This is a genomic window from Bacillus sp. URHA0034 (assembly GCF_056280405.1).
This window is the reverse complement of record NZ_JBWCDK010000002.1, coordinates 5,554,332-5,567,558: the sequence shown is the minus strand read 5'-3', so window position 1 is coordinate 5,567,558 and position 13,227 is coordinate 5,554,332. Positions and strand designations below refer to the sequence as shown.

9 protein-coding genes are annotated in these 13,227 nt (G+C 39.5%); 2 read left to right on the top strand and 7 right to left on the bottom strand.

Annotated elements, in window-relative coordinates:
* Window positions 1-91: 91 nt before the first annotated feature.
* The 5 genes from ACZ9EE_RS28975 to ACZ9EE_RS28955 all read right to left on the bottom strand — a co-directional run bounded on the left by ACZ9EE_RS28975 (window position 92) and on the right by ACZ9EE_RS28955 (window position 5,932).
* The gene (locus tag ACZ9EE_RS28975; RefSeq protein ID WP_476031266.1) at window positions 92-1,561 is read right to left on the bottom strand and encodes an IS1182 family transposase; all 1,470 of its coding nucleotides are present in this window, start codon (window positions 1,559-1,561) and stop codon (window positions 92-94) included.
* 253 nt (window positions 1,562-1,814) lie between these two features.
* Window positions 1,815-2,345 carry a chromate transporter gene (locus ACZ9EE_RS28970; RefSeq protein WP_476032021.1) on the bottom strand — a complete coding sequence of 177 codons (531 nt, stop codon included), beginning with the start codon at window positions 2,343-2,345 and terminating at the stop codon, window positions 1,815-1,817.
* A complete protein-coding gene (locus tag ACZ9EE_RS28965; RefSeq protein ID WP_476032020.1) occupies window positions 2,342-2,923 on the bottom strand; it encodes a chromate transporter in 582 nt (193 codons plus the stop codon). The genes ACZ9EE_RS28970 and ACZ9EE_RS28965 overlap by 4 nt, the downstream gene beginning before the upstream one ends.
* Before the next feature lie 126 nt (window positions 2,924-3,049).
* Window positions 3,050-4,705: a gamma-glutamyltransferase gene (ggt, locus tag ACZ9EE_RS28960; RefSeq protein WP_476032019.1), complete on the bottom strand. Its 1,656-nt coding sequence runs from the start codon at window positions 4,703-4,705 to the stop codon at window positions 3,050-3,052.
* 24 nt (window positions 4,706-4,729) lie between these two features.
* On the bottom strand, window positions 4,730-5,932 hold the full coding sequence (locus ACZ9EE_RS28955; RefSeq protein ID WP_476032018.1) for an amidase: 1,203 nt from the start codon (window positions 5,930-5,932) through the stop codon (window positions 4,730-4,732).
* Window positions 5,933-6,405: 473 nt separating this feature from the next.
* Here ACZ9EE_RS28955 and ACZ9EE_RS28950 point away from each other — a divergent pair, with 473 nt between their 5' ends.
* Both ACZ9EE_RS28950 and ACZ9EE_RS28945 read left to right on the top strand, forming a co-directional pair.
* Window positions 6,406-7,581 (top strand): endo-1,4-beta-xylanase, encoded by a 1,176-nt coding sequence (locus ACZ9EE_RS28950; RefSeq protein WP_476032017.1) that lies wholly within the window; start codon window positions 6,406-6,408, stop codon window positions 7,579-7,581.
* 426 nt (window positions 7,582-8,007) lie between these two features.
* Window positions 8,008-9,180, top strand: a complete 1,173-nt coding sequence (locus tag ACZ9EE_RS28945) for a sulfite reductase subunit alpha (RefSeq protein ID WP_476032016.1) — start codon at window positions 8,008-8,010, stop codon at window positions 9,178-9,180.
* 157 nt (window positions 9,181-9,337) lie between these two features.
* Here ACZ9EE_RS28945 and ACZ9EE_RS28940 read toward each other — a convergent pair whose 3' ends face one another.
* Both ACZ9EE_RS28940 and ACZ9EE_RS28935 read right to left on the bottom strand, forming a co-directional pair.
* Complete coding sequence (locus tag ACZ9EE_RS28940; protein WP_476032015.1) at window positions 9,338-11,359, bottom strand: glycoside hydrolase family 3 protein; 2,022 nt, start codon at window positions 11,357-11,359, stop codon at window positions 9,338-9,340.
* A gap of 227 nt (window positions 11,360-11,586) precedes the next feature.
* The gene (locus ACZ9EE_RS28935; protein ID WP_476032014.1) at window positions 11,587-13,023 is read right to left on the bottom strand and encodes a glycoside hydrolase family 1 protein; all 1,437 of its coding nucleotides are present in this window, start codon (window positions 13,021-13,023) and stop codon (window positions 11,587-11,589) included.
* Window positions 13,024-13,227: the final 204 nt, after the last annotated feature.

Here is a 13,227-nt window from a genome sequence, read left to right as displayed (position 1 = left end):
TTTGAGATAAGATAAAATTACGAGCTAATATAAAAAAAGGTGACATTTCGTCTTAAATTAGATGAAATGTCACCTTTTTCCTTGTCTTCTTTTACACTTTTTCATTTAGGAGCTTTAGAATCCGCTTAAGATTCACTGCGAACATCGCTGTTGCCCCTTGAATTTCCATGCCAAATAGACCCGAGGAATTTGCTATTTTAAACCCGTGTCTGTGTTTAAGTTCGCTATTTTTGGCCTCAATTTTATAGCGAGTTTTTGCTAGTTGTTTGAATCTTTCTGTTTCTTGAAATTCTTCTTGATCTTTATGTTCAGTTGATTTAACTGTTATTGAGTATGTCTTACTTTTTGCTTCTTCTTTATAGCACCCATCACGGAATGCACAACCTTTACATTTCTCAATATCAAAAAAGAACTTGATTCTTGGGTTTTTGTCTTGCCCCTTTCTTTCTTCATATTTTTTCTTAATTGCCATATGCCCTGCCTTACAAACGAACATTCCAGCATCTTTATTAAATTCAAATTCATCTTCTTTTGCCCGTGTTCCATGTGTTATATGTGGATGCAATTTAGAAATAAGTTCAAGTTGATTTTTTTTTGTATAGCTAATATTGTCTTTTTCAGAATAGGCTGTATCACCAATTACTGTATTAATTTCCATTCCTGTTGCTTGGCTTTTTTCAATTAACTCCTGCAGATATTTTCCATCACTTTTTTCTCCCGTTGTCACAACTGCAGCTGTTATTATTCTTTCATCGCTCATTGCAATATGTGTTTTATATCCGAAGAATGAAGAGTCTGCTGTTTTATGTCCTACCCGTGCGTCTGTATCAGTTGAACAATTCATTTGACTCATATGGTCTGTGTAATCTTCTACTACTTCATGTAGGACATTTAATTTTTCATTAACGTTAGGAATTGCAGCTATTAGTGGTTCCGATTCGACAACAGAAATAACTTGACGACAATAATTCAATTCATCTCCAACTTCGTCAGAAGTTGATTTTGGTGGAAATTTCTCCTTCATTGATTCGTCGATTTGATAAACTGCTTTTCTTAGGCTTTTTGACTTCTCTTGCAAAAATTCCTTTGGCGACTTTTGGTTATAACGTGACTGCGTATGTGTGGAGTCCACAATTATTGTTTTACTTTTTATAATTTCCTTTTCAAGTGCTATCTCAACGGTTTTCCCAATAAGCAAATCTAATAAGCCCACATCTTTAAGACGGTGCCTACGAAATTTTGTTAACGAACTTGGATCTATTACCGGGTCTTCTGGTGCCATGTCGAGGAAATATTTAAACGACATATCATATCTGGAACGCTGTACGATATCTACATCTGATAAATCATAAATCGACTTCAGTAATAGATATTTGAACATTCGGATTGGTGGCACCGCATTCCGCCCGTTATCTAGGCAATATTTCGTTTTTAACTCTTCGAGAATGAACGAAAAATCCACTAATTCTTTAATTCGTCGAAGCATATTTTCTTGTGGCACAACAAGATCGTAAATTGCTGTATATGGACTAAGAGTAAAAGATTCTTGATCGGAAATCATCTGGATACCACCCGCAAAATTTTATAATTTTATTATAAAACAAAAAGGCAGTTAAAAGGTCGATAAAGTCTACCTTTCAACTGCTTAAAATGTGAACTTTTTCAGTGCCCTCCGCTATGCGCCGAGGAGGCTCCACGGCACGCCCGCGGAAAGCGAGCGCTTGGAGCGGAAATCAACAGCCAATCTTAACAGAGCTAACATAAAAAAACGTCATTCTATCTGTTTCGCCCGATAGAATGACGTTTTTTTATTACTAACTTAAAAATAGCGCACCATAGGCTAAGCCGCCTACGATCACGAAAGCGGGATGCACCTTCCATTTTTCCAATAATAATAAACTCACTACAGCAATGATGATGGTTTGAATCAACCCATTTGAACTGTAAGAGGTTTTAAAAAAATCAAAAGTAAGACCTGCCATTAAAATCGCAACCGTTGGCACAACGATTTTGGATAATCGTTTCACTCGTGGTGAATCTTTATATTTAAAAATTAACTGTAACAGGACAATCATTAAAATTAGGGACGGGGCGATTGTGGCAAATTCAGCAATCGCAGCTCCTAACACCCCGCCCACTTCAAAGCCAATGTAGCCGGCCATCTTGGTCGCGATGGGACCTGGCAATGCATTAGCTAACGCTAAAATCTCACTAAATTCACTAGTTGTGACCCAGCCATAACGACTGACCACCTCGTGTTCGATTAAGGGGATGGATGCAGGACCACCCCCATATCCAACAATACTCGGAATAAAAAATGCGATAAATATTTGTAAATAAATCATAGGCTCTCACTTTTTTCGTTAATTGGAATTTCCAGTTTTTCTTTTTTATCGGGAATTACCAGCGCTGCGACCAGTAAGATTCCAACCACAATACCTGGATGCACATGAAAGATCTCCATCACAATAAAACTACCAGCCAGCAGGAGGAGACCTTTTTTCCAGCCCCAGCCATTCTTTGATTTTTTCAAGAACTCCCATGTTAAGGTTCCCATCATCACACCGACAATCGGCACTACGGCACCCGTCATCCCTTGAACTCTTGGGTTATCCTTAAACTGATTAAAGGAAGTTAATAAGACCAGCATCATCAGTATTGTTGGTAATACGGTCGCCAAAATCGCAATAATCATCCCTAGGATTCCGCCTTGCCGGTAGCCGATATAGCCGGCCATCTTGGTGGCGATCGGTCCAGGCAGTGTGTTGGCAAGTGCCAAGATATCACTAAATTCTTGATCATTCATCATTTTAAACGTATCCACTACCTCTTTATGGACAAGTGGGATGGCTGAGGGTCCACCTCCGAAGCCTAATAATCCGGATCTGAAAAATGCTATAAATAAATCCCATTGAAGTTTCACTTTTAAATCACCTTTTTTCTTGTTTGCTTCTTATTCATTGATGTAATCTAGAAAATTCATTGACTAGTAAAATCATTTTTAAGGCAATGAACCTCTCTCACGAATCTGGATTTATTTTCTAAAAAACTAGAATCCGAGCGCTGCTCCATCTCCTCTTGGATCGGCGCCGCCCGATTTAACTTTGCTATCAGGATCAATCTTAATTACCCCGGCATGCCCCATTACATCCGTAAAATCTTCGACAATCTCCACTTGGTGCCCTCTTTTTTGGAGCGATTCGCTTATACCATTCGGAACTCTTCCTTCGATTTTAACTGAATTAGAGGCTGCGCCCCATGTTCGGCCATATAACCACCTTGGCGCCTCTATTGCTGCCTGAATTGGATAATGGTAATCAAGAATCCTTGTCACAAGAGCCGCTTGGGTTTGCGGCTGTCCTTCCCCACCCATTGTACCATACACTAACAAAGGCTGACTCCCCTTAAAAATCATTGCGGGATTTAGTGTATGATACGTTCGCTTTTTAGGCTGCAAACAATTCACATGGCCCTTATCAAGTGAAAAAAAGCTGCCCCGGTTTTGTAATAGGATTCCTGTATTTTTAGGAATGAAGCCAGAGCCAAACTCATGATAAATACTTTGAATGAGCGAAACCGCATTCCCATATTGGTCAACGACACCAAGCCAAACTGTATCTCCTTTTGGATCCAATTGTTTTTGGAAATTAATAGGCTTAGTAAAGTCGATTTTGTCTGCCAACTCCATTCCCCTTTTATCAGACAGTAGTTCCTCTAAAGGGATAAAAGAAAAATCGGGATCCGTTAAATAGTGGTCTCTATCCTCAAATGCTAGTTTAGTAGCTTCGATTAACAAATGGTAATAATCTGCAGACCCTTCCTCAATAGCTGGAACGTCAAATTGGTTTAAAATATTTAAAATGGATAAGGAAGCAAATCCTTGGGTATTCGGAGGTAAGTTGTAAACGCCGTATCCCCGGTAATCGACTGATAGCGGCTGAACCCAGTCTGAATGGTGAGTAGCAAAGTCGCCGTAAGTTAATAAGCCGCCATTATTTTCGAGATCTTTCACGATCGCTCTAGCAACATCCCCCTGATAAAAAAGACGGCTTCCTTCTTTGGATATTCCCTCTAAAGTGAGGGCTAAATCCTTCTGTTTTATTATTTCACCACAACGATAGGAAAAGCCAGATGTTTTTGTAAAAATCTTATTAAATTCTGAAAATCGCTGTAAATGTCGAAACTGATCATTTGTGTCATCTAAGTTAAGATTGGTCCAATATTCCTGGCTGGGGGTAACCGGGAAGCCCTCCTTGGCATAATGGATCGCAGATTGTAACAAGTCCTCCCACGAAATCGTTCCTCTCATTCTCTCAACGGAATAATCATAAGCTTTTTCCCAGCCGGCAACTGCCCCTGGAACGGTGTTCGCACTTAGTGGACCACGAGCAGGAATCTTCTCCTGCCCTTTTGTTTTGTAGAAGTCGATCGTTGCATTCTCACCAGAGCGGCCGCTGCTATTTAACCCCTTTAATTCTTTGTCATTAGCATTGTAGATGAGCCAAAAATTATCTCCGCCAATTCCATTCATATGAGGGTAGACCACCCCAATCGCAGAAGCAGCTGCAATCGCTGCTTCTACCGCATTTCCTCCTTCCTGCAAAATCTTCATACCAGCTTGGGAGGCCAAATAATGCGGAGCTGTTATCATCGCATTGGGTGCCATTATCGTCGGCCGATGCGACCAAAGGGATTGGTTATTCATTCCCTTACCTCACCTTCCATCAATCTAATTGATTAGCACTTGCACATTTCTTTCGGTCAGTATCGACGACACTTTTTGAATGAATTTTAATAATTTCATATCCTGGTTTTGATTCGCGATAAACGACAGCCCGATTGGTATTCCATTCTTTTTCAACAAAGGAATCGTGACCTGTGGAAAGCCAGTTAATCCAGCAATACTCGTTAGCTGCATCGCTCTTGTGCGATACTTCTCCATATTTTCCACTGAAAGCCTGAGTAATGGTGCTTCCCCTGGTGCAGTTGGGATAACCAATAAGCCGTTTGTTTTCAATAAACTGGCCAGGCTTCGTTTTAGTTCTATTCGTTTATTATTTAAAGGGCCCCAGTCTTCAACGTGTAAAGTACTCGCCCAGGCAAATCGCTCGGAAACTCCAGGTCCAAAAGATGGCTTCACTGCTTCAATCCATGCACCATGTTCTCTCCAAATTTCGATTCCCTGAATGGTACGAAAAAGATGTGCCCACGTTGAGAGCCCCTCGTCAGAAAGATTTACTGAAACACTATCAGTATCAATATCTTCTAAAGCCGCAATGGCTTCCAAGAAATACTCCTTTGTGTCTCCCTCTACAAAAGACCATGCTTCTTTTTCAAAATAAAGAGATCTAAAGTCATCAAACGTCTCTTCCTGATCAATGAGAATTTCACCGACCTCCAGTAATAACTCAGGATTACGGGTCATCCATCCGACTGTATCAAACGATGCAGCAAGTGGAATCACTCCCTTGATAGGAACAAGTCCATGTGTCGGCCTAATCCCAAATAGCCCGCAATAGGAAGAAGGAATCCGAACGGATCCGCCTGTATCCGTGCCGAGGGAAAAGTCTACTAATCCTGCAGCGGCTGCTGCAGCCGAACCACTTGAGGAACCACCGGGAATCCTGTCCTGTGCACGTGGGTTTGTTGGTGTCCCATAGTGGAAATTTTCTCCATTCAAACTGTACATTAATTCATCTGTATGGGTCGTTCCATTTAGGTATGCACCATGTTCCAATAATCGGTCAATGACGGGTGCATTGTGTTTAGCAGGGTGATGGGTTCGCAGCCAGTCAGGATTTCCAGCACCGGCTAGATAATTTTTAATATCAAATACATCCTTAACAGCAAACGTGCGGCCATTTAAATGACCAGTGCCTGTCGGATTAATATTTATATGTTCATTCATAAAAGCATTCCAAGAATCTTTCATACCAGACCCCCACGACTCTAAGTTTTATAAATTATTATAATGAGAAAATTCAAACGAGTCATTGGTATTCTATCTAAAGATTAATTCGTTTTTGGTTATTTTCACTAATCCCATTAACAATCCGTTCGGGAAAACCTCATTTATTTATCGGTTAAACTAAGTTGAATATTAAATTTATAAATCTCCATTTAAAATCCAACAGATTATTAGTCAAATTTTCTTAGTTAAAAGCCATTTATAGTCCATTCAACACTTTACCAAAGAACTGATTTTTAAAACACTTTGTTTGTTGTGTGGATAAACTATATGAATCGAGTTATAATGAACGTGTCAGGGTAAACAGCTACATAAGTATTTAACGAAATGTAAACCTTTTCTTTTACCTGTTTGACTAGAAAATGATGAAAAGGAGGAATCGTTAGAGTTTGTTCAGAGGGCTTTAAAAAAATATTTTTAAAAAAGGGGATCCAAATATGCTAAAAGTTTTGCGTAAACCGATGATTTCAGGATTAGCTTTAGCCTTAATGTTACCTGTTGGTATTTCAAATGTTGCAGCCTCAACAACCGATAAACCAGCTATAAGTGGATTAACAGCCCCACAATTGGACCAGCGCTATAAAGATTCTTTTACCATTGGTGCGGCAGTTGAGCCATCTCAATTATTAAATGAAAATGACTCAAAATTGTTAAAGCGGCATTTTAATAGTATTGTGGCCGAGAACGTCATGAAGCCTCAAAGTATTCATCCATCCGAAAATGAATATAACTTTGGACCAGCTGACCAAATCATTAAATTCGCAAAAGAAAATGGGATGGACGTTCGTGGTCACAACCTTGTTTGGCATCAACAAGTACCAGATTGGTTCTTCGTGGATAAAGATGGAAAATGGATGCCAGATGAAACAGATCCAGTAAAACAAGCAGCGAACAAAAAGCTGTTATTAGAACGCTTAGAAGAACATATTAAAACCGTCGTAACGCGCTATAAAGATGATGTAAAATCCTGGGATGTTGTTAATGAAGCCATCGATGACGGCAACCCCGCAAATCCCGAGGGGTTACGAGAATCGAACTGGTACAAAATAACTGGCACAGATTATATTAAAGTCGCTTTTGAGACAGCGAGAAAATATGCTGCACCTGACGCTAAGCTTTATATCAATGATTACAATACAGAAGTAGAACCAAAAAGAACTCGCCTTTATAACCTAGTTAAAAGCATGAAGGATCAAGGTGTTCCAATTGACGGCGTTGGGCATCAATCCCATATCCAAGTAGGCTGGCCTTCCACGGCAGATATTGAAAAATCAATTAACATGTTTGCCGGGCTTGGCTTAGATAATCAAATTACCGAGCTTGATGTAAGTCTATATGGCTGGCCGCCAAAACCAGCGTATGAGACCTATGGTATGATTCCAGTGGATAAATTACAAGCACAAGCCGACCGTTACGACCAATTGTTTAAACTATATGAAAAATTAGGTGACAAAATTAGCAACGTCACTTTCTGGGGCATAACAGACAACCACACGTGGCTAAACGATCGTGCCCAACAATATAATGGCGGCGTTGGTGTTGATGCACCTTTTGTTTTCGATCCAGATAACAATGTAAAACCAGCTTATTGGGCAATTATTGACCATAAATAAAATTACCTTTAACATCAGCTCTGAATTTGGAGCTGATGTTTTTATTAATACCCTATCTTCAATAATATTGGTGAGATTTGTTCATACTCTAGTTCCTTTCGTTGTCTCCGATAACATTAATGCTTCTTTTTATGTTGTTCCCTGCCTCTTACGAAAACATTAAAATTATTCAATAATGCATAAAATCCCCTTCAAAATTGTAAGTGTTTTCACAAAAATGTCTAAAATTTTTATCAATTCCCTGTTTTTTTAGATCGATTTTCATGTTAAAATTAAATTCACAATTTTATCTTAATAATTAAAAAATTTTATAAGACATTTTTAAGGGAAAATTAATATTATTTAGATATAATGGAAGGTGTATCGAAGAAAAACAACTACATCAAGCTAATACCTATTACACATAACATTTAGAGGTGAAGATAAATGCAGCTTACTGTAAATAAAAATGAAGACCAAAAGGTGCCGGCCACCTATTCAAGAACGAATCCTTTTCCTGCAAAGGTTCTCCATAACGTAAATTTAAACGGGGCGGGCTCTAGTAAAGAAACAAGACATATTGAATTATCATTGGAAGGTTCAGGTCTTTCCTATAATCCAGGTGATGCCCTTGGGATTATCCCAAAAAATGATCCAGAACTTGTGGCTTCGCTTCTACAAGAAATGAATTGGGATGAAAAAACTGTTGTCACCATTAATAAGCAAGGTGAAACACTCCTATTAAAAGAGGCGTTAACAGACTACTTTGAAATTACCTTATTGTCGAAAAAAATTCTCCAAACGGCAGCTTCATTTACAGACAATGAAGAGCTAAAAACTCTCGTATTAATTGAAAATGCAAGCCTGCTGAAAGAATATACTAATGGCCGCGATTTGCTTGATATGTTAAAAGATTTCGGTCCTTGGAAAGCTACTGCCCAAGAGATTGTTTCTTTATTAAGAAAAATGACTCCACGACTCTATTCTATTGCCAGCAGTATTGCGGCCCATCCAGGTGAAGTACATCTAACCATCGGTGCTGTCCGTTACCATGCTCACGGACGTGATCGCAAGGGTGTTTGTTCTGTTCAAGTTGCAGAACGTATTCAAGAAGGAGAAGCACTTTCAGTTTTCGTGCAGCCAAATAAACACTTCCATCTGCCAGATTCACAGGAAAAAGACATTATTATGGTGGGGCCAGGGACAGGCATTGCGCCATTCCGCTCTTTCATCGAGGAACGTGCGGTGAATAAAGCAACCGGAAAGTCATGGTTATTCTTTGGTGATCAGCATGCAGCGTCTGATTTTCTTTATCAAGATGAGTTAGAAAAATATCAAAAAGACGGCGTACTAACAAGATTAGAAACAGCATTCTCCCGTGATTCCGCCCAAAAAGTATATGTACAACATAAAATGCTGGAAAACAGCAAAGAACTGTTTGAATGGCTGGAAAATGGAGCATACTTCTATGTTTGTGGAGATAAGCAATATATGGCGAAAGACGTCCACACTGCCCTGTTAACGGTTATTGAAAAGGAAGGCTCCATGTCCCCTGAAGACGCAGAAGCATATCTAAATGGAATGAAAGAGCAAGGTCGTTATCAGCGTGATGTATATTAATTTAAATTAGTGTTTATGAAAAGAGTGACTCCATTGCAATTTCAATGAAGTCACTCTTTTTCTCAATTCTTTTCCGTTCAATAATTTCATTGATTCTTTTACTCAATAAATGACCATTTCGATAGCAAGCAAGACAATCAATTACTAAAGATGATCGTTATTTATAATTCAATCCAAAATCAAATTGGTATTTGTCCCCACTATGATTTTTATAGACATATGACGGAGCTTCTTCATATCCAGGAATATCTCCAACCTCGTTGTCAACGGCTGCTTTATTCGCGGGAATGGTGAATGGAAGTTTTCCGGTCGGATTGTACTTGCCGCGGATGACATCGACAATTGCCTCTGCCTTTGTTCCAAATGTGGCCACCACGGCTGCTGCATTGGGTTCAATTTGGTCAATTAACCACGGATTTGTGAAATTGATTGCAGTAATGGTCGGAACAGTTTTCTGAATTTCGATGATCCGGTCGACATTTGTGATGCCTGTTTCAGTGCCTACTGTGATCCTTGGATTATTATCCCAGTTTGATTGAACAGGTCGAACCCATACAAATGCATGTGTGGCTTCAGCAAGATTATCCGTTACCGTTATCGATGAATCATATTTTTGAATCGTCTCTCTTAATTTCTTAGTAGCGGCAGCATCATTTCCACCTGGGAACATTTCAACATAAAGCTTTACATTTTTAATTTTACCATCACTCAATGGGAGTACATTCTCTCCATTGACTTTATCATTACGCAAAAGAACTAGGGACTTGCGGTGAGCTGCATCCGCCTTTTTCTGTGACTCCGGATTATTCGCCACATCAAGGGCATGCTGTCCATCTACGTAAGGGTTTTCAAAAAGACCCAGTTTCATCATCTCTGTTAGTAAAAATGAAACAGATTGATCCACTTTCTCTTCTTTAAGTAAACTGTGTTTTACAGCATTGATAATAGGTGTTGGATCAGAAGCGCCAGAAATGATATTCGTTCCCGCATTAATCGCTTTTGCAAATTTTTGTTCGGACGTTAAGCCTTCTGCCCCCCAGGCATTATTGCCGACTGCGCCTGTATCAGAGTTAACATAACCCTTGAAACCAAGCTGGCCGCGGAGGAGATCGGTAATAATCGCTTTGTTTAAAGCAAAGCCTACTTCCTCAAATTGTTGGGCAGGGCTAAACCATGGTAAACCTTGGTCAGCACTTGTGTTGCTTGGATACGCATAATATGGCATGACAGAGGATACACCAGCTGAGATAGCTGCTTTAAAGCTTGGAATATGATATTTTAACAAACTTCCAGTCGTTGGATATGGATTGAATTTTCCTTCAGGAAAATGTGGATCTAAGCCATTGTCGCGTGCTCCGCCGCCAGGGAAATGCTTTACTGTAATGGCGACACCGTCTTTTCCCAGCTCATCTCCTTGGAAACCCTTGATGACGTTATAAATCATGCCAGAAGCAAGGGCAGGCTGTTCGCCAAACGTATCTTCAATTCGAGCCCAGAGCGGGTCTGTCGCGATATCTGCTGTATATCCATATACCTTGCGGATCCCGGCCGCTCTCCATTCTTTTGCAGCGGTTTCAGCAAAATCTTTGACAAGGCTGGTGTCACGCGTCGCTGCGAGCCCCAATGGCCCCGGCCAAAAGGAATGTAAGCCTGCCCCTTCACTGCTATTCGTATAATCAGTAGATGCATGATTCCGTGGATTAGAGGTGATGACAATGGGAATTCCTAATCTCGATCCTTCTGCGGCTTCTTGAAGCTGGTTATTATAGTCCGCGATTCTATCAAGAGTTGGCGTTTGGCGAAAAATATAATAACGTGTGTTTTGATCAATTAATTTATTAGGCAAGACTAATTTGTTATCTTTAAAAGCTGGGAATTCTGTAATCAGCATCATTCCCGCTTTTTCCTCAAGTGTCATCTTTTTGACAAGATCCTTGACACGTACTTCAGTTGGCAGCTGCCAGTTTTCATATGGATCAAGCCGACCATTGTTATTAAGATCTTTGAATTTCTTTTCACCTTGTACTAGGATGTTTTTCGCTGTCGCTCCAATCTCAGGTGCATTTTGTTTATTACCATTTGATTTCCCCTGTTCCGCACTTGCAAAAGGAATGACCGTCGATGATAGCATTAAGGCGGCTAGTGTTAAAGATGCAGTTCTTTTTGAGAATCGTTTCAATTCTTTTCCTCCCCCTTAAACCTGTTTAGTTTTTCCAAAATAGATCGACCTAACTAATTACAGCTTATAATCACCTCCACAATAAAAGAAAACGCTTCCATCACCTTTTCATTTTATAATCTTTCAGTTAATTACTAGTAGGGAGTTTTTTTAGAATGTTTTGTGTTTTTTTAATATTTGATAGAAACCTAAAAAAGGACTACTTCGCAGCAGTCCTTTAAAATAATTTATAGTTTTTCACCGTTTGTCGCTATTACGTCTTTATACCAGAAGAAAGACTTTTTCTTTTTACGTTCTAATGTCCCGCTGCCATCATCATGTTTATCCACATAAATAAAGCCATAACGTTTAGAGAACTCACCTGACGACATACTGACCATATCAATACAACCCCAAGTGGTATAGCCCATCAGTTCAACCCCATCCTCAATGGATTCACCCATTGCCTTGACGTGCTCACGCAGATAGTCAATCCGGTAGTCATCATGAATGGAACCGTCCTCTTCTACCTTGTCATAGGCACCTAAACCATTTTCCACAACAAAAAGGGGAATCTGGTAGCGGTCATACAATTTATTTAAAGAAATCCGTAATCCAACAGGGTCAATTTCCCAGCCCCAATCACTTGCACTAAGGAATGGATTTTTCACTCCGCCAATGATATTTCCTTGTGATGCCTCTTCTTGCGATTTTACCTTTTTCTCAGTTCTGGACATATAATAACTAAATCCGACATAATCTACCTTACCTTCTTTAATTAATTCTAAATCCCCATCTTGAATCTCTAATTCAATCTGATGCTCTTTAAAGTAGCGCTTAATGAAAGCCGGATACTCACCGCGTACTTGCACATCTCCACAAAAATAATTAAATAGTTGTTCTTCCTGAAGGGAATAGAGTACATTTTCAGGATTACTATCAAAGGCATAGACAGGAGCATAAAGGATCATACAGCCAATTTGCGAATTTGGGATGATCTCATGGCAGGCCTTGACTGCAATCGCACTGGCAAGAAATTGATGATGGTACGCTTGGAAGGTTGGCTGGTATTTATCCTCTTCTTCTTGAATCGAAAAACCAAGACCTTGGATTGGCATCACCAAACCGCTATTGATTTCATTAAAAGTCATCCAGTACTTTACTTTATTTTTAAAACGATGGAGAATGGCCTTTGCATATCTTTCAAAGAAGGTTACTACTTGACGGTTTCTCCAGCCGCCATATTCCTTTACAAGGTGCAGTGGCATTTCATAGTGCGAGATAGTAACAACTGGCTCGATTCCATACTTGTGCAGTTCATCAAACACCCGATCATAAAAAGCTAAACCTTCTTCATTGGCCTCTAACTCATCTCCATTTGGAAAAATTCGTGTCCAGGCGATCGACATCCGGAAGGCCTTGAAACCCATTTCCGCAAACAAGGCAATATCTTCTTTATAGCGATGATAAAAATCAATCGCTTCATGATTTGGATAGCTATATTTTTCTGGGTGGATTTCAAAATCAAATCCTGGATTTAAAAGAACGTTATATCGCTCTTTTCCACCTGGGAGGACGTCAGCAATATTTAGCCCTTTATTTCCTTCTTTATATCCGCCTTCCATTTGGTTGGCTGCTGTGGCGCCTCCCCATAAAAAACCGTTTGGGAATTGATACTTTTCCATTTGGGTACCCCCTAATATTTTTTCCATAGTAATTAATATTTGTTAAGTTTTCGGCATTTAATCTCACTCTTCATTAGGAATCGTAACGATATTTTACAAAATAGTAAATAAGTTTAAATGATCTAGTTCTTATTCACACTGGAAGTCACTTGTGACAAAGATGTAACGCTGTGTAACATTTAAATGATTATGGTAAAATGAATA